This window comes from Algoriphagus boseongensis, from assembly GCF_004362805.1.
Taxonomy (GTDB): Bacteria; Bacteroidota; Bacteroidia; order Cytophagales; family Cyclobacteriaceae; genus Algoriphagus; species Algoriphagus boseongensis.
Window position 1 is genome coordinate 1,255,911 of sequence record NZ_SNYF01000005.1, and the last position, 18,778, is coordinate 1,274,688.

The window sequence follows — 18,778 nt, forward strand, 5'->3', positions numbered from 1 at the left end:
GCTAAAAAGGTGATTTTATCTTAAATTTTACAAGCTGCAAGATAGGTAAAAAAAGTGAGTTAACACAGCTTTATTCCAAGCTGAATTGAGGGTTTTTAAGGGTTTTTCAGATTAATACTGACCTGTGCTCAGCATAACCAAATTGCAGGCAGGAAGTACCTCAATCCCAGCAGCTTGAGCTCTCTTAAAAAAATCAGGATTTTCGGCTCCGGGATTAAAAATAATTCGATTGGGATTCAAACCAATCAAATAATCAATCCATTCAGTCTGGTGGTCGGGACCGATATACAAGGTAATGGTATGAATACCCTCTAAATGAGGCTTTTTTCTTAAATCAAGGATTTCTTTACCGAAGACCTCACCCTTCTTAATTCCAATGGGGATAAAATCAATTTTTCGATCAGAAAACATCTTGGCCGCCAAATAGGCATACCGAGAAGGATTGGTAGTCGCCCCGACAAGAAGTGTTTTGAAGTTTTTGGTATCAACGGCTGCCATAGACCCGATCTCTTTCAAAGGTATCCATATGCCTATGTTTCTTACTCTCGTAAATGTCAGCCAGAGTGATCATGATCCCTGTTTCCTCCACTTCCCCAAACTCATCATTCAAAGCCGTTCCAAAAGTCCGCATAGTTGGTGAAAGGTTCATGTAGGTATTGATCAAAGGAGGAATATTTTCTCCCAAGACTCTAATTCTACTGTTCAAAAGCTTATACCCTTCTTTGTAATCTAAATCCTGAAATGGATTGGGCTGGGATAAAACATCCGTATCATAGCTCAATCGTAAATTTGGCTTAGGCTCTACAAGTGCTTCATGATCAGGAAAATAATGATTCATGAAAAGTAACAATAAATCCCTTCCTTCCCGGTTGTAATGCGGGTACATGGTCACTTTTCCAAACAAATATTTTACATCCGGATTGAGCAATACCACTGCCCCGAGACCATCCCAAAGATTATCCAAACTGAATAAGCCTTTTCGATTATCTAAGCTGGGTTGGTATTGTGGTTGAACAAATGACCTCCCCAATTCCAAGGTATAAGGGATGTATTCCTCGATGAATTTTTTAGAAAAATCAAATAAATGCGTCGTGGAAAGGTTCAAAACTCCATCTTCTAACACCGCATTTTTGCACATGATTACCCGATATCCGGCGACGATTTCTTCGTCCTCCTCATTCCAAGTAATCAGCTGATCGTAACATTTTTCGCAGGTATCGTTTTCATCTAAATCAAGCTCCTGACCTGTTCCACCTCCAGCACTTCTAAAAGTCAGCTCCCGAAGTCTTCCAATCTCGCGAACTACATTGGGTGCATTGTGGTGATTCACCAAGTAAACCAGATTGTTCCCATTATTGGTATATCGCAAAAAGCGCTCGGGAGTCAACTCTGCTTTGAGTAGCTCTCGGGATATAGGGGGAATGATAGGAACCTCCTTATGCATGCGACTTTTCAAGTTTGTAAACCTCTTCCTTTATTTTCTCCGCCCACTGGGCATCTTTTTTAGGTTGATCAAATTGCTCATAGGAAATGGGCTTTCCTATTCGAATTTCAATTTTTTTCTTCCTCTGGTGGTACATTTCATCCACCAGCCAAAACATCTCTAAATTGGCTTTTAGGCCAAACTTCTTCCTCCAATTAGCAAGATTGTAAAAAAACTCAGAATTCCTTCCTCCGATGTGGCATGGCAGTATATCCAATTGATATTTTCTGGCCTTGGTGACAAAACTCTTCTTCCATTCCAAATCTTTAATCACTCCATTTTGCTTTCTGGAAACCAATCCTGCCGGAAAAATCAAGACCGCATGTCCATTGGCATAGGCCTCTTCTATTTTCTGATTGGCTTCTTTGGAGTTTTTCCCATGCTTATTGACCGGGACAAAAATCGGTTCAAAATTGTCAAAAGTCATCAGGAGGTCGTTGACCAAAAAGCGAATATCTGGTCTATATTTCCCCACAGCATGGATTAAAGCAATTCCATCCATTCCACCCAAGGGATGATTTGAAGCCAAAATCAAGCCTCCTTCTTTTGGAAGATTTTCTGCACCATATAAAACTATATGAATCTCAAATTCCTCAATTAAGGCAGCGGCAAAATCAAGCCCCTTTTTATCCAAATGCTTTTTTAACACGGAATTCAGCCACTCCTCATGCGTCACCCGCTTGATGTAATTCAACACAAACCCAGGCATCCACTTTAAGAGGCTTGGATTCTTTGAACTAATGGCTTTTTCTATGTCAATAAATTTTTTGGACATTGACTCCAATAAGTGATTTTGGGGGTTGGGAATCGGGAAAATTGAGAACCGATTTAGTCAAAAGTAATAAAAAATAGCCCCAAGCAAGAAACAGGGCAATTGGAAAAACCCATTTCTCTGAAAACCAATAAAATGGATTTTATCTTAAAGTATCAGAGATTGAATCCATTTGAAAGCTTAGCGTCATTTGATTCCTGCATTTACCAGAAGCAATTTGATATTCCCTATTTTTGTCCCAATGAAAGAAACCATTTTATCACTTTGTCCAGGTCCTTGGAAAGATTATGAACTGATCGACACAGGAGGATTTGAAAAGCTTGAGCGCTTCGGTAAATATATTCTAAGTCGCCCAGAACCTCAGGCAATCTGGGACAAAAGCCTTTCTGAGGATGATTGGAGAAAACTAGCGCATGCGCATTTTGCGAAGGAAAAAAACAACCCTGAAAAAGGTCAATGGCAGCAGCTGAAATCCATGCCTCACAATTGGCAAATTGGCTATGAAAATAAGGATGGCTTAAAAATCACCCTAAATCTTGCCCAAACTTCCTTCAAGCATATCGGACTTTTTCCCGAGCAGGCCGTGAATTGGGATTACATTTTTGAGAAAGTAAAAGCCTTTCCCGGTTCAAAGCCCAAGATTTTAAACTTGTTTGGATACACCGGCGCAGCAAGCGTAGCGGCTAGAGCAGCAGGTGCTGAAGTTTCCCATTTGGACTCAGTAAAGCAGGTAGTTACCTGGACCAAACACAACATGGAATCTTCAGGACTGGACGGAATTCGCTGGATCGTGGATGATGCCATGAAATTCATCAAACGTGAAGCTCGAAGAGGAAATATATACCAAGGGATTATCCTAGATCCTCCAGCCTATGGACGGGGACCAGATGGAGAAAAGTGGATTTTGGAAGAGCAAATCAACGAAATGCTCAAAACCTGTAAGGAGATTCTCGATCCGAAAAATCATTTCCTGATCCTGAATATGTATTCATTGAGTTTCTCCTCCATTATCGCAGCCAATCTGATCCAATCCAATTTCGGGGAAGTAAAAAATGCAGAACATGGGGAACTCTATCTTCAGGAAAAACAAGGTAAAAAGCTCCCATTGGGCATTTTCTTCAGATTTTCAAGTTTTTGACCCGAAACCAAAATCATGAATAATCGTCAACTTTTCCTTTCCCATTTAGCCCAAACCACCGATTTTCCTCTGATGATTGAGGTGGAAAAGGCGGAAGGAATTTTTCTCTTTGGACCAAAAGGAGAAAAATACATGGACCTCATATCCGGGATTGGAGTAAGTAATGTGGGGCATCGGCATCCCAAGGTTTTGGAAGCCATCCAAAACCAACTCGAAAAGTATCTGCACTTGATGGTTTATGGAGAATATGTGCAGTCTCCACAGGTTCTTTTGGCTAAAGCTCTGACGGATACTCTTCCCTCCCATCTAAATAATGTTTACCTAGTCAACAGTGGTTCTGAGGCTGTTGAAGGAGCCTTGAAACTTGCCAAAAGATTTACCAATAGAAGGGAAATCCTCTCCTGCGTCAATGCTTACCATGGGAGCAGTCATGGTTCTTTGAGTGTGGGAGGAAATGAAATCTTCAAAAGAGCATATCGACCTCTCTTACCTGGTATAAAAAATATCGTCTACGGAAGCTATTCTGACCTAGCTCAAATTACAGAGAACACCGCTGCGATAATAATTGAAACCATCCAAGGAGAAGCTGGGATACGGGTGGCATGCAAAGAATATTTCCAAGCCCTGAGAAAAAAATGTGACGAAACCGGCACCCTTTTAATTCTGGATGAAATACAGGCTGGATTCGGACGAACAGGCAAATTTTGGGCTTTTGAGCACTTTGGGATAGTTCCGGATATTTTGGTTTGTGCCAAAGGAATGGGTGGAGGAATGCCAATTGGAGCCTTCATTGCAAATAAAGAGGTCATGGGAGTTTTTAAAAACAACCCCCTACTCGGCCATATCACCACTTTTGGGGGACATCCCGTAAGTGCGGCAGCTTCCTTGGCTACCATTAATGCGCTTAAAGAAGAAAAATTAATCGAGCAGGTAGAAGCCAAGGCAAACCTGTTCAAAAGCCTTTTGATTCATCCCAAAATCATGGAGATCAGAAATAAAGGTCTCATGATGGCTGTTCAGTTTGAGTCTTTTGAAATGCTTAAGAAGATCATAGACCGGGCAATTGAATTGGGGGTAATTACTGATTGGTTCTTGTTCTGCGATGATTCCATGAGAATCGCACCTCCTTTGGTTATTTCTGAGGAAGAAATCCGGGAAGCCTGCCAAATCATTCTAAGAGCTATGGAGGAAGCTTAAACCCTTTTATCCAGCTATTTCCTAACTATCTTTCCCTTATAGTTTCAAAAAATCACCACCCATGAAAAAATTACTCAGCTTTTTAGGAATCCTGATTTTCCTTTTGATTCTAGGATTGTTGGGATTTGTTTTTTGGCAAAGCCCAAAATATCAGGGAGAGATTACTTTAGAAGGATTATCTCAACCCGCTGATATTCATTTTGATAAATATGGGATTCCACACATTTATGCTCAGTCTGAAGATGACGCTTATAGAGCCTTAGGATACATCCATGCACGAGAAAGACTCTTTCAATTAGAGATGATGAGAAGGGTCGGTTCGGGAACTCTAGCTGAATTTTTGGGGCCAGATCTAGTGGATATTGACAAGTTTTTTCATACCCTGGGTATTCCTAAACATGCCAAGGAAAGCGCGGCAGCTTTTGTAAATCAGGGGGAAACTTCCTGGAAAAAGGCCGCGGATTCTTACATCGCTGGAGTCAATGCTTTTATCCTAGAGGATCAACTTCCAGTTGAATATCTCCTTCTGGGCGAAAAACCTAGACCTTATACCGTTGAAGACATGCATTCTATTATCGGATACATGTCCTTTACTTTTGCCATGGCCTTGAAAACAGATCCTCTAGTGACAAAAATGGCCAGAGAATTGGGCTCGGAGTATTTAAAAGCACTTTCTGTGCAAACTCTACCTGAGCATCATTTCATTCCTGTAAATTATCCTGACTCCTTACTCAAGGAGAATCTTCTGGTAAGTTCACAATTGAGCGAATTATTGGAAAAGCTTCCGGCTCCTATTTTGCAGGGCTCAAATAGTTGGGTGATTTCTGGTAGCAGAACCAAATCGGGAAAAGTCCTTTTTGCAAATGACACTCACATTGGTTTTGCCGCCCCTTCTGTATGGTTTGAAGCGCATTTGGAATATCCTGGCTTTAGCTTTTATGGAAATCATCTGGCAGGAGTTCCCTTTGGTTTGGTGGGACATTCCAGAAGACACAGCGTGGGTTTGACCATGTTTGAAAATGACGATCAGGACTTTTTCCAAGAGAAACTCAATCCAGCTAACCCAAATGAGATTGTAATTGGTGATTCTATCTTCCCGATTACCAGTAGAAAAGAAATTATTCAGGTAAAAGGTCAAGCAAGTATCGAGTTTGAAGTGCGGGAAACCGTGCATGGACCGATCATGAATCCTGTTTCCAAAGAAATCAGTGCCTTAACCAACAATCCGGTTTCATCTTGGTGGGTTTTCACTCAGGAACCTTCCAAAGCTTTGGAAGCCATTTACCGCATGAATCACGCCCAGTCCCTGCAGGAAATCGCAGATGCAGCTTCCTTGATTCATGCTCCTGGGTTGAACATCATGTATGGAGATGCAGAAGGAAATATCGCTTGGTGGGCTGCTGCAAAACTTCCTATTCGCAGCGATAAAGTTCACTCTAAGATCTTTGTGGATGGATCTGATCCTGAGTCCCAACCCAAAGGATGGTACCCTTTCACCGAAAACCCACAAAGCATCAATCCTTCGAGCGGCTTTGTTGCATCTGCCAATAATCAACCCGATTCTTCCCGAAATGGTCATTTCTTTCCCGGGTATTATTATCCCGGTGAGCGATGGAATAGAATTTCAAAAACCATTACTTCAAAAGAAGACTGGGACACGGAAAACATCCGATCGCTACAACTTGAATCCATCAATGAGACTTATCCCAAGCTTATTCAGTTCCTTTTGGAAGAGGTAAGAAGGGATGATTTTCAGGATTGGAATTCGGCGCTTGAAATGCTTACCAAATGGACGGGAGAACATCAATTAAATATGAGATCTCCCACCATTTTCTACAAATGGCTATACCATACCCTTCGCTTGTCAATGGAAGATGAACTGGGAAAAGATGCCTTCAAAGCTTATTTGGAGACTTTCATGATGGTTAGAAGCAATTCCCACTTCATCACTTTTGAAAATAATCCTTGGTGGGATAAGAAAGGAACAGATGCCATTGAATCCAGAGCCGACATCATTAATGAAGCCTTAAAAATCACTCTGGAGGAGCTTTCTAGTCAGTTTGGAAAGAACTATGAAGAATGGGAATGGAAAAAAGCAGTGGTATTTGAGCATCCCCATCCACTGGGAAGTCAAAAGCCTTTGGACAAAATCTTCAATGTGAAATCCGACCCTGTAGAAGCCAATGAAGAAGCGGTGAATAAACTTGCTTTTGACCTAAATGGAGAGGGTATTTACAAGGTGACTTCAGGTCCGGCTATGCGGATTTTATTGGATTTCGGGAATGTAGAGGAGTCTATTTCTGTGCTACCTACAGGCAATAGCGGCAATAGATTCAGCAAACACTATGCGGATCAAAAAGAGCTCTTTACCAAAGGAAAATATCGGTCTCAATTGATGAATGAACAAGAGATCAAAGAGAAGGCAAAAGGGAAAATTACTCTTCTTCCAAAACCATGAACATGATTCAAAACCTAAGGGTAGAATTATGGGCTCAGTTTGGAGCTGCAATCGATATGCTGGAGAACTCCATCCTAATTGCTGAAGACGAGGTTTGGAATTCATCAGCAGATATCTCCCATCAAGCATTCCATACCCTATTTTTTTTAGACTATTACCTTTCTTTGAATCCGGTTGGATTTAAGCCTCCAGAAATTTTCGGCTATTCGGAGTTTGAGGATTTTCCTCCCCCCTCAATTTTCGACAGAAATGAGATTTTGGGATATCTACAGCAATGCCGACAAAAAGCCTCAGATTTAATTTTGAATTTAGATGAAGTCCAGGCTGAAAAAAGATGGATTAACGAATCCAAGACCATGAATTTTTCAATTTTCGAAATTCTCCTTTACAACCTAAGGCATGTCCAGCATCATGCCGCCCAATTAAATTTACTACTCCGTCAAAAAATTAATCAGGCTCCCTCGTGGGTTTTTAGAGCTGGAGAAAAATAAACTTTCCGATAGGTCATTGAATTAAAGTAAACTTTAATCAAACTTGGAATCAAAAATTTTATTAAAATCCTTCCTGCTAAATATCTTATTTGACGAATTCTTAATTGTGATTTAAAAATCATAGTAAAACAAAATATTTAATCGCAATGCATTTCCTTTTTGGCGGTCATTATCGACACGATTTCCCCAAATGGCTTCTCCCCCAATTTTTGCTCCTTCAGTGAGATCCCAAAAAGTATTCACCCGAAAGGAATATCCTTTTTTGTAAGCAAAATCTTCAGTGAACCCATAGGTTTGAAGATGCAACCAGCCAGCTGTGAAATTTGAATAAATATTTTGCCTCCAACTATGCTCATAAGTCCCATATAACCCAACGGATAAAGGCGACTTAATTTCCCCATCTGGATCAATTACAACATCAGAACCTATTCCACTAAGATCATTGAAATACCTTGTGATGGCCTGTCCTATTACACCTTGCAAATACCATTTACCATTTTTCCAAGAATTCACAACTGTGGAACCTGAAATCCCCCAGCCTGGCTTTAAGATTAATTGATCTTCAAAGCTCCTACCAGATAGCATAGGTATTATTCCCGATAATTGTACTGAACCCCAAGGATACACCTTATCCAGTCTCATCGTAATATCTGGGAAGAGTTGAAAAGTCTGTCCAGCAATTGAATCGGGAACGGTTAGATTTGGAATGATGTATTCTAAACCAACAGCGACATTTGCTCCAAAAAAGGTCTTAGGTACTGAATATCTCAATTGAGGAGTACGAGCTATAATTGATCCTGTTGGTCCCGAAAAATCTACCATTGCCGGCAAGGCATTTACATGAGAAAACAAACTCCACGTTTGCCCAAATAAAAATTGATCAAACTGACCATAAGAGTGCCTTATCCGAAATCCATTGTCACCAGCAAAATCAGTCTCCAATCGGATAAAAACATCTCCTTTATCTGTTTTTCTTGTAACCTCAAACCCCAAACGGGTTTGATCTAATCCATTGTAATAATTTGGAAATGCCTTATTTAATGCACCTGTTGGAATTTCATCAGTTCTAAATGAATTTTTTGAAGATAAATTAAGCCCATCAAAAACTACAAGATATCTTACTGATCCTAATATCCTTAATTGAATTTTACCATCTGTAGTCCTAATATATAATCCTCGATCATCTGCAATATCCAAAGGAGCTGCTTCTTGAATCCTGGTTGAATCTCTTCGAACGGTATCAGCAGAGCTAGTCCCTATTATGGTTTTTTGTTGAATTATATCCTGACCAAAACAAAAGTATGAGCTTTGAAGAAGTAGGATACAAATCAAAAACGAAATTGCATCCCTTTTGTCTAGGTTAAAATTTTTTCTTAAAATCTTAACTCGCTTATGAAACATATTCCAGACTATTTATAGATGATTTAAAACTGTCTTGGTAAGAATAAAATTTAATAATTACTCATTTTTATTATTTAGTCTGGCTTTTAAAATTACAGAATGATTTTTTTTTCGAGTCAGTTTAGCATGTGATGACCAAGGAATTCATTGCAAATAATTAGAATTTCTCAGGTTGATTATTGAGTTAATTTAGAGATTTCAATAAGCTGAATGGTGGCTACTAAATAAATATTGTTCGTTACAGTATTTATATATGCAGAGGCTTTAACTGGGATACTCAAAGAATTGGAATTGATTAATTTCCTTGAAATGGAAATACCAATGTCGTTGAAGCCGGGCTTGTTACCATAAAATGTAGGACCTGAAAAATCATTCCAGCTAAAGGACCCGGCCACATGTGCTTCTAACTTGGATGTGCCCCAATACCAATTGTAAGCGGCTTTTAAGTATTGGGTGTAGCGTTGCTCTCCTCTTCGCAATAAAATGCCCTCAGCATCATCCTCGGGTAAAGAAGGCCTATCTCTTCCAAAAAGAAATGTTGAGGAAGAAAGCTTGACGTGTGGGGAAATTTGATAATTGAGAATCAAATCCAACAAACCACGAGTTGTTTCAGGATTGAAATCAAAGAATCCAGAAGGAGTCGGAATATTGGTTATTCCTTCTGTAAAATTATAATACCATTCCAGATGTACATTGACTTTTGGTTTATAATAAACCAAAATTAGGTCTGTTTCAGTATATCCTCCATTGAATGAACTTCCTCCATAAAACCCTAAAATGAAATCCCCATATTTGAATCCAGCCTGTGTTGAAATTGTAGGTGCCTTAGAGGGAAGAAGTCCTCTAAAAACATTCATAGTTTTAAAACCAAGCGACATGTCCCAAACAAATTTTTCTGAATCATCTGCTTGGAGAATACTGTCTTCAAGTACAGTATTTTCGTTTTGGGCAAAAGAAAAATTATAAATGGTCAGCATTAATACTACTAATACTGACCATTTTTTGCTTAGATTATTACTTTTCAATTTAATTAAATTTAAACTTTACCATGAACTGAAGTCTATTCGCTTCTCCGGTTACTCCATCATGATTTTCACGCATTCCCCACATATATTCGACTCCAGTAGAAACCAGTTTATAAGGGAACCAGATCAAGTTGGCGTGAAAAGAACCTGCTTTCTGAATGACATTGTTTGCCTGGATTGGAGATAGTTCAGTCCCTGCCCAATGGGTGGAAATTGTTGAATTCAACTTTTTAGACCAATAATGATTATACCCAGCATAGGCAAACCAAGACTGAGCAAGATCTAACCCATTTTGGTTAATTACTCCAGAAGCCTTGCCATCCCAAGAAAGCGCTATTATTTTATGTGCTTGACCATTTCCAAATCCGGTGCCCCAGACAAAAGCATCAGTATATTCTGTAACAGATACTAAGATTCTGCTCATGACTGTGATGGCATAACCAGACTTACTGATATTAGGAACTGTAGATGGACCTACCCAGCTAACGGGAAATACATCTGCTCCAAGTTGAATACTGGATCCCTTTGCAGAGCTCCATTTTATCATTCCGGCAAAATTGGGTCTTAAAGGTCTGAATGTACCCTCCAAATTGTCAGGATTATCGATTTGGGCTGATGTTTCCTCTATTGCCAAGGCATAGTGAAATCTTTTACCCAACTTATCTTGCCATCTAATTTGAGAGACTCTACCTCCATATAAAGCATCTCCACCAGAGAAATCAATAGTACCTGCCAAGGCAGATAAATCACCTGAGGTGGTCCAAGTTCTTCCCACTAAAACCCTACCTATTACTCCATAGGCATGGCGCAACCGAGTATTGAGAGCCATATTGGGAGAGTCAAAGAACCAATCAAATTCAATAAAAACCTGCATGGGAAACTCTTTGCCATTTTTCCATTTTGCTTTAGAACGTAAATCAAAATTGACTCTGCTTTCTTTACCATGGAAGGTGGTAGTTCCTCCCAAATCTCTATTTGGTGACCCATCAACTGCTATTGATCCTAGTTCAAATTCATAGGGATCGCCTACAAAGTTAAAATCCCTTATAAAATCAGCTTTCACATAACCTCCTATACTCAAGCGGATTTCGGACCCGAAAATTGGAAGAGAATTAGGAAAACTTGAATCCAATAACTCGATCCCGGTTAGCACAGGCTTGTTATCTCTTAGAGGATTTATAGATCCCTGAACTCCTGTAGGTATGGTATCAACCTGAACTATGTTAAGTGTAGTGTCAGATTTAATTAAAGGAGGAGGGCCATTTTGTCCTAAAACAGTCCCCCCGATGAATTGGAGAGAAATAACAAGGGCTAAAACAACACCCTTAAAATTGAATATGTCCATCTCAATTTTAAGTTAATCCAGGATTTTATTCCGGATAGGCTGGCCTGGATATACTCCTTTCAATACCTCAGAATCCTTCACCACAATAGTACCATTCACCACTACATAAGGTATTCCTGTGGATGGTAAGGAATTCATCCCCTCTTTCCAGTCTGCATTATCTTGCACCGTGTTGAAATCAAAAATGGTGATATCAGCAATAGCCCCAGGCTGTAACCTGCCTCGTTTCTTCATGTCCGGAACCACATCCTCAAGAAATTGTGCCTGATAAAATGAAAGTTTAGCAATGGCTTCCATTAGTGGAATGGCATTTTGTTCACGAACCATTTTTAATAAACGTGCGTGGGTTCCTGCTGCTCTAGGGTGGCCTTTTCCATCTCCATAGGGCGAATCCCAAGTTAAAGGTTTGCCATCGCTTGCTACCAAAGGCATCGCATCAGAGCCAACAAATACTCCTGGTCTCTTCAATGCAGCCATCATGTCTTTCTCTTTCATACTATAAAAAATCACTGTTCCGCTTGGATCTTCCTTGAGGTATTTATTAAAAAGTTCTTCTGTCATTTTCTCACCAGTTTTTACATAAACGATATCCGAATATTCCATTCCTATCCTTTCTTGGAATCCTGGTTTCAAATAGTCAGCAGCAAAACCAGAGGAAGCAAAATTGTAAGGATAAAACTCCCCTGCGATTTTATACCCCTGACTCCTTGCCTCATCAATCAGGTCAAGGCAATTTTCTGTTAATCCTAGGCAATTACTCGGCACATGATGAACCAATAAGGGCACATTATTTAATTTGGCCACTGCAACCATCTCCTCCAACCCAAGATAACCACTCGGAGGAATTTGGGATAAGTAACGTACGTGTGTAGTTATATAGCTCTTATACCTATTTGCTAAATTGGCAATCGCCATTACTTCAGGGCTACCCACTTTCACAAAATATCCAATGGCAAATCCAATTCCTAAGCCTCCCTGTCGAAGTTCTTTTTCCATACCCTTCACTACCAAATTGGTCTCTTCTGGACTATAAGGGTTTGTATTCCATTTAGCACCATCATTAAATGATTCATTGATAGAAGATCCATAAAGAGGAGATCCTTTAGGATCAATTTTATCAAGAATTGCTATACGTGCAGCCATGTGACTGACTGATGCCCCATAATTTGCCTGAGACTTTCCTTCTCTCTCTTTATAAAAACCGTCAACAGGATATACACCCATTTCTAATTCAAGTGGGCTTGTTACCCCATCTCGCAATCCAATTTTCACACCGTATTCATCGACTCCATGCCAGTGCGTATCAATAAATCCAGGTGAAACCACTAGACCCTTGGCCTCAATAGTTTCTTTTCCGGTTATCTTATTTTCAGATATTTCCTGAATAATACCGCCCGAAATCCCAATATTCCTAATTGCATCGAGTTTGGTTTCGGGATCGATTACACGACCATTTAGAATAACCAAATCATATTGAGGTTCGGCTACTTTTTTGTTTTGAGCTATCCCCGGCACGTTCAAAAGTGTTAGACTAAAGAATAATGCGAGGCGAATTTTAATTAAATTTTTCATCTGATTTTTTGATTAATTTCTTCCTATTTGTTGTTAGTGTTGTTTTTATCTGCTGACTTCTTCACCTCGGAAGGAGGTGCCTTCAAGGCACTGGCTCCTGTATCATCAACGGGTATTCTTCCCACATTAATGCTAAATTCTCCAATCCTCTTCTCTTTTTCTATCGGTTCAAACCTCCCCTTTGCTTCAATTGGATATCGAATAGCTTGTCCTGGTTTTACTGGTAGTACCACATTGTTGTCCACCACTACGGTACCATTAACAATGACATAAGGAATTCCTGTTGACGGCAGCCCATTCTCTTTCACCTTGCTGGTGGCATTATCCGTAACAGTAATAGGATCAAACAAAGTAAGGTCTGCCACCTTGCCAACCTGCACGCGACCACGATCTTTCATGGCCTGCAAACCTGCATCTCCTAGATGCTTTGCTGACCAATAGCTAAGTTGAGACAAAGTGAACATTAAGGGGACATCATTTTCCCTGCCCATTCGCAGTACTTTCGCCATTCCGCCCGCGACTCTCGGGTGTCCAGAATATTCTGAAAAGTCTGCATCCCATGGAAGCAATTTTCCATCCATACCAACACCAGGCATACCGTCCGTGGCAACCGTCATATGGGGGATGGTTAACCAATATTTCATCCATGGAGTGCGATAGGGCATTTTTATAATAACCGATTGTCCAGGAGCTTTTTTTACCAAGTCAAGAAAAGCAGCTTTGTCCAACCACTTGTCTGCTAAAGGATCATAAATAGTTTCTTCGTACTTATAGCCTTGTACAGTTTCCCATTGATCCGGTTGAAGGAATGATGCACTTACCACGGTAGAAGCGATGTCGTAAGGGTAGTATTCTGCCCATACATTATAGCCCTTGTCCCTTGCCCGCTTAAGTTTATCTTCATTTTCCCACCATCCATAATCGTTGTCATGTGACAGCAACAATGGGGCATCCAGCAACATGGCGTTGACAAGCATTTCGTCAAGCGAAATGGTGGCCTCTTCAGGCGTTTGGCTTTGCATATGGTAACGTGTATGGACTGAGGTGACGCGACCATATCGGGCAGCAGTACGCTGGGCTTCATAAACTTCGTATGATTCAGCGCCAATGGCCTGATAAGCAAGTGAAGCTCCAACACCCAATGCCCCCTGCCGAAGATCCTCATCAATTTGGCGCATAACTTGGTTCATTTGTTCAAGAGAACTTCGTTGCGTAGCCCAGCCTGCCACGCCATCTTTTGCAGCCTCAGCAGCCAATTCGGGAGAACGAACAAAATCAGCTGGTTTCGTCATATCAACTTCCGGGTCGTGAATCTTTAATCGGTTGAAGAGCAGGCTTGAAGTAGCTCCATAGTTAAGTGGCCAACCCGTTTTTGCTTTTTCATCATACCAGCCAGCAACATCGTACGCTCCAGCCTCCATATCGATACCTGTAGTTGTTCCATCCCGCAATGCCATTTTTGATCCGAAGGGGTCATTGGCATGAAGATGTGTATCGATAAATCCTGGTGCAACCACAAGCCCGGAAGCATTTATGGTCCGCTTACCTTCGATTTTCTCTGTAGTAATAATAGCAATATGACCATCTTGAATACCCACATTCGCAATTTTGTCATACATGGTTTCAGGATCCATTACCCTACCATTTAAGATGACAAGATCATATGTATTTGACGATGCAGTTTTTTGTGCAAGGCCAGAAAAGGAAAAAAGTAAAATTCCAATAAATAAGGTGGTCTTTATTGTTAACCTTGTTTTCATATTTATCCTAGTTAAGAATTGAATTTTTATTTTTATAAAAGATTTGATCCATGATTCGCTTATAGTTCAAAAAATCATTCCATTGGCATCTTAATGAGTAATATTTTATTGTTTTATCCCTATAATTTACCTGTTTTTAATTGAAAAAATTATGAATGATTCATTTATTTAAACCGATTTGAAAGAATTATAAAAAAACTCTTTACCAAGGCAATTCAACTATTGGTGAAATTAGGATTCGTATTTGATGCGCCAATGCAAAAGCATCAGGCCTTACGATATAATAATGATACTGCATGCCTAATGCTACAGCAGTTTGTCCAACTACCACAACTTTCTTTACACCAGTTCCTAATGGAAAGGCCAATTTATTCCCAGAGCTAGCTTTAGGAATGTATGAAAATGTGGGATACCCTGAAATTTGCCATGCATTACCTATGTTTATATTGTACATATATTGCCCACCCATCACTGAAGTATTCCCTCTCTCTTCATTATTGGTAATGCTCCATCCATAGGTGAGCAAGAGAGTGGCAGAACCCCATTTTCCCAATCGTCCATAAGCAGCTTCTGGCCCAAGCAAAACTTGATGCAATCCAATACGATCATCCGTTGCTGTTGGTAGGGAAGCAAATATACCCCCTACTGTCACCCATTTATTATTGAATGTTTTTCCAAAAGCTAAATCAATTGAAATGTCTCCAAGGTCAAAACCAGCATTAGAAAACCCAGACTCATCATACACTGGCTGTTTAATATTAATTGGGATTAATGGCCTTATAAACATATTCACGCCGTTTTTTAGCGGAACAGGCAAGCTAGGTTGAAATGTATATCTAATTCCACTCTGAGTAGAATTCATTAAACTTCCGGAATAGAACTGGAAATCTACCAGGCTGATCATTGCCCCAATTGCAGCGGCAGGATTGGCTAATTTATCCAAGACTTGCTGTGCATCATCCCCTTCTTTATCATCCTTTTCAATGGATTTATCCTGGGCTTTTACAGCTATGCAAACAAAAACAAATAAAATGCTAGCAAGGCAACGAATTAAGTTTAAATAGTTTTTCATATTGTTACTTGTTTAGGTTTGCTCTTTAGATATTGATTTCAAAATATTTCTATTGTCTCCGATAAAAAAATCGAAGCCTTATTTTCTCCTGAAAGGTAAAGATCGCTTTACCAGTCAGGACATTTTTATTTTTCACTCTTTGGCTTTCTAATTAACCACAACATATTGGTTATACCCCGATGGGAAGAGTTTTCATTAGCTTTCGGTTTACTAAATACTCCTATCGAAAAGAAAACTATTGAGATTATTTATGTTTATGGTGCTTTTTATCTTTCCAGATAATTGCAGAAACGTTCATGTTTTCAACATCAGCAGCTGTAACCTCTTCGCCAGCCATGTTTTCTGCATCCATCAGATACATTACATTTGAATCGTCGTTGTACAAATAAACTTTTCCTTTGTGAGTCATATGCTTTAACTCTCTTCTGAGTTTTTTCACATCTGATCCCTTCATTCCTGTGGTCACATCATATTCATCCGTATGCTTTTTGTCAGTGAAAATTATCTGTTCGATTTCCCCTGTTGAGCCATCACTGACTACCTGAAAAGCCTTTGCATTTTTTCCTTTCTTGTTAAATGAAACCAGGGTCTGTGTTTCTTCCAGAGGAACAATTGCAGTTGTTACATCCATTGTCGTCTCTGCCTCATATTCTTGCTCTGCTACAAGGTCGGTCAGGTAATCAAGGGTAGCGATGTCATAATCTTCATCATCTACTTCTGCTGCATTGGCTTGGGGAGAAGGAGTCACAGCTGGAGCAGCATTGCTCTTTGGAAGTGGTTTTTCTGCAGCTTTTGGAGACTGGCTAGTTACTGGGAGGTCATTAATTTCAAATTCTTCAACGACCCATAAATCTTCATCCACTTCAATAGTATCTTCTTCCAGAACAATCTCTTCTTCAGAGGTTGTTTTAGGATTACAGGAATACAATAAAATAATTGATGGTATTATCAGATAATACATCCATACAAGGTTTTTTAATAATTTCTTCATGACATTTGTTGAATTATAATTGTGTAACTTAAATAAGTATTCGATAAAAATTTATTTTCTTCTTAGGACAGTTTCTTAACCTGAAAGGCAATGGTCACATTCAGTATACCTAAAAGAAACAAACCTGCGCCTATCCATGTGGTTATTGCAACAGTCCCAGCAACAAAATCTGTCATAACGATATAGCCTAATACAATTGTGACAATAGCTCCCAATAGATTTATCCCCCAACCAGAATCTCCTTCTTTTTTTTGTGAAAAAGAATCAGCAAACTTCATAATTCCATATGTAATAACCCAGAATCCAATAACAAAAGGAAAGACGACTGCCGTTATTGCTGGATTTGAAAGAAGGATAAAAGCGAAAACAACATCTAAAACTCCTTCCGCCAACTTCCAGCCCCACTGAGGTTCTATTTTTCGAATTGTAAAGGCGGTTATTATCAATAATACGCCTGTAAAGAGTAGGCCAATTCCCATATAAACAGAGAATCCTACTAAGGTTTCAAGAGGATGATTAAAAATCGCAATAGCCAGGGCTATTAAAATGATTCCTTTTATTAAAATCATCCACCAAGGATTAGACACATTTTTCATGATTGTTTGGTTTAAGTGATAAAATATATTTTAATATTTAATATATATAATGAAAATTTTTAATAGCGTATTTCATTATCATATGATTTGTTTTAAAATTTAATATATAAAAAAATCACCTAGTTAATTATATTTTTATAAATCTCTCCATCCTTTATAATTAGTAAAAGATTCACTTCTGGGTTATTAAGAAGTGTTAGGTCTTCTAGGAGATTTCCTTTGACAAGTAAAATATCGGCCAAAGCTCCTTCTTCAATTACACCTAGCTTACCTGGATAAGGATTACGAGGGCCACTCATGGCTAAAACCTCACCATTGTTTACAGTGGCCTGCTTCAGAATTTCTACCGGAGTAAACCATTTTAAACGGTTTGTTAATTCAAATTTTTGTGCATCCTTTAGTACAGGGCTACCGACTAGATCTGTTCCTAAGGCAATCTTCAGATTATACTTTTTCGCCAATTCAAACATGCTGGTTAGTCCATTTTTTGCAGCCAGTTGCTTTGCTTTTTGGTCTTCACTCCAATCATCAGGTGCTTCACCTAGATAAACTCCAGTTTGAGTGCTTAAAAAAGCTCCTTTTTCGGATATCATTTTTGCTGTCGATTCGGTAATAAGCGTCGCATGTTCAATAGACATTGCTCCAGCCTCCAAAGCTTGCTGTATAGCCTGGTCGGTATAGGCATGAACTGCCAGATAAGTACCCCAACGTTTAGCCTCTGATGCTGCAGCATTAATTTCTTCAAAAGAATATTCTACAATATCCAAGGGGTCATACACACCGCTTACTGCACCGCCGACGTACATCTTTAATAAGTTGGCCCCATTACGAAACTGAATTCTTGCGGCATTTAATACTTCGGTCTCGCCATCGGCAAAAATACTCAACCCCATGTGCTCAACTTCGGTCATGTCAGGTCCACCCATTTGACGAGGCAACGTGCTTGGAGTTCGCATATCTCCATGGCCTCCTGTCATACTTATGCCTGCCCCACTTGTCCAAATTCTTGGCCCTACAAATAAACCTTGATCTATTGCCGATCTTATACCGGAGACTTCGCCGGAAACATCTCGAACACTAGTAAAACCGCGCATCAATGTGGCTTTTGCTTCGACCAGAGACAATGCAGCCAAATAGTCCGATTGTGCGTTAAACATACCTGACGGGCCTAAATTCCAAGTAAGATGCGTATGGACATCCATCAGGCCTGGAGACAATGTATTTCCTTTGGCATCAATAACAGTCGCTCCTTTGGGAGCTGTAATGGACTTGGCAATTTTTGAGATCTTATTGCCTTCGATCAGCACACTCATCCCAGTGGATAATTGATCACTTTTACCGTCGAATACATTGGCGTTTGTAATTAGGATTACTTCTTGTTTTGAAGTCTCCTGAGCCTTCAATGAGCCAGTAAAGGCAACAAAAAGGAAGGCTAAGAAATAATTTAAAATATGCTTTTTCATATTAATCTTTTTTT

The 18,778-nt window shown here is 39.6% G+C and carries 16 protein-coding genes; 4 read left to right on the top strand and 12 right to left on the bottom strand.

The genetic code is table 11. From position 1 onward, the window contains the following. Positions 1–111: 111 nt before the first annotated feature. The 3 genes from DFQ04_RS05410 to DFQ04_RS05420 are packed head-to-tail and all read right to left on the bottom strand — an operon-like array spanning position 112 to position 2,258. Positions 112–498: a CoA-binding protein gene (locus DFQ04_RS05410; RefSeq protein ID WP_133553435.1), complete on the bottom strand. Its 387-nt coding sequence runs from the start codon at positions 496–498 to the stop codon at positions 112–114. Then, complete coding sequence (locus tag DFQ04_RS05415; RefSeq protein ID WP_133553437.1) at positions 485–1,444, bottom strand: GNAT family N-acetyltransferase; 960 nt, start codon at positions 1,442–1,444, stop codon at positions 485–487. Before DFQ04_RS05415 ends, DFQ04_RS05410 begins: the two co-directional genes overlap by 14 nt. After that, a complete protein-coding gene (locus DFQ04_RS05420; RefSeq protein WP_133553439.1) occupies positions 1,437–2,258 on the bottom strand; it encodes a 1-acyl-sn-glycerol-3-phosphate acyltransferase in 822 nt (273 codons plus the stop codon). Before DFQ04_RS05420 ends, DFQ04_RS05415 begins: the two co-directional genes overlap by 8 nt. Before the next feature lie 238 nt (positions 2,259–2,496). Here DFQ04_RS05420 and DFQ04_RS05425 point away from each other — a divergent pair, with 238 nt between their 5' ends. The 4 genes from DFQ04_RS05425 to DFQ04_RS05440 all read left to right on the top strand — a co-directional run bounded on the left by DFQ04_RS05425 (position 2,497) and on the right by DFQ04_RS05440 (position 7,539). Beyond that, positions 2,497–3,393 (top strand): class I SAM-dependent methyltransferase, encoded by an 897-nt coding sequence (locus DFQ04_RS05425; protein WP_133553441.1) that lies wholly within the window; start codon positions 2,497–2,499, stop codon positions 3,391–3,393. Between the two features lie 15 nt (positions 3,394–3,408). Next, the gene (locus tag DFQ04_RS05430; protein WP_133553443.1) at positions 3,409–4,590 is read left to right on the top strand and encodes an aspartate aminotransferase family protein; all 1,182 of its coding nucleotides are present in this window, start codon (positions 3,409–3,411) and stop codon (positions 4,588–4,590) included. Between the two features lie 61 nt (positions 4,591–4,651). After that, positions 4,652–7,048: a penicillin acylase family protein gene (locus DFQ04_RS05435; protein WP_133553445.1), complete on the top strand. Its 2,397-nt coding sequence runs from the start codon at positions 4,652–4,654 to the stop codon at positions 7,046–7,048. 2 nt (positions 7,049–7,050) lie between these two features. Continuing rightward, entirely contained in the window at positions 7,051–7,539 is a 489-nt protein-coding gene (locus DFQ04_RS05440) for a DinB family protein (RefSeq protein ID WP_166637258.1), read from the top strand. A 111-nt stretch (positions 7,540–7,650) separates the two neighbouring features. Here the strand turns inward: DFQ04_RS05440 and DFQ04_RS05445 are convergent, their stop codons facing one another. From DFQ04_RS05445 to DFQ04_RS05485, 9 genes are all read right to left on the bottom strand, one after another. Next, on the bottom strand, positions 7,651–8,940 hold the full coding sequence (locus DFQ04_RS05445) for a DcaP family trimeric outer membrane transporter (RefSeq protein WP_133553449.1): 1,290 nt from the start codon (positions 8,938–8,940) through the stop codon (positions 7,651–7,653). 176 nt (positions 8,941–9,116) lie between these two features. Beyond that, positions 9,117–9,965, bottom strand: a complete 849-nt coding sequence (locus tag DFQ04_RS05450) for a hypothetical protein (RefSeq protein WP_133553452.1) — start codon at positions 9,963–9,965, stop codon at positions 9,117–9,119. A 1-nt stretch (position 9,966) separates the two neighbouring features. Further along, positions 9,967–11,310, bottom strand: a complete 1,344-nt coding sequence (locus DFQ04_RS05455; RefSeq protein ID WP_133553454.1) for a hypothetical protein — start codon at positions 11,308–11,310, stop codon at positions 9,967–9,969. Positions 11,311–11,322: 12 nt separating this feature from the next. Further along, complete coding sequence (locus tag DFQ04_RS05460; protein ID WP_133553456.1) at positions 11,323–12,882, bottom strand: amidohydrolase family protein; 1,560 nt, start codon at positions 12,880–12,882, stop codon at positions 11,323–11,325. Positions 12,883–12,905: 23 nt separating this feature from the next. Then, complete coding sequence (locus DFQ04_RS05465) at positions 12,906–14,642, bottom strand: amidohydrolase family protein (RefSeq protein WP_133553458.1); 1,737 nt, start codon at positions 14,640–14,642, stop codon at positions 12,906–12,908. 202 nt (positions 14,643–14,844) lie between these two features. Beyond that, entirely contained in the window at positions 14,845–15,714 is an 870-nt protein-coding gene (locus DFQ04_RS05470) for a hypothetical protein (RefSeq protein ID WP_133553460.1), read from the bottom strand. 244 nt (positions 15,715–15,958) lie between these two features. Then, positions 15,959–16,705 (bottom strand): hypothetical protein, encoded by a 747-nt coding sequence (locus DFQ04_RS05475; protein WP_166637259.1) that lies wholly within the window; start codon positions 16,703–16,705, stop codon positions 15,959–15,961. Positions 16,706–16,767: 62 nt separating this feature from the next. Then, on the bottom strand, positions 16,768–17,301 hold the full coding sequence (locus tag DFQ04_RS05480; protein WP_133553464.1) for an HdeD family acid-resistance protein: 534 nt from the start codon (positions 17,299–17,301) through the stop codon (positions 16,768–16,770). A 119-nt stretch (positions 17,302–17,420) separates the two neighbouring features. Further along, positions 17,421–18,764 (bottom strand): metal-dependent hydrolase family protein, encoded by a 1,344-nt coding sequence (locus DFQ04_RS05485; protein ID WP_133553466.1) that lies wholly within the window; start codon positions 18,762–18,764, stop codon positions 17,421–17,423. Between the last annotated feature and the right edge of the window lie 14 nt (positions 18,765–18,778).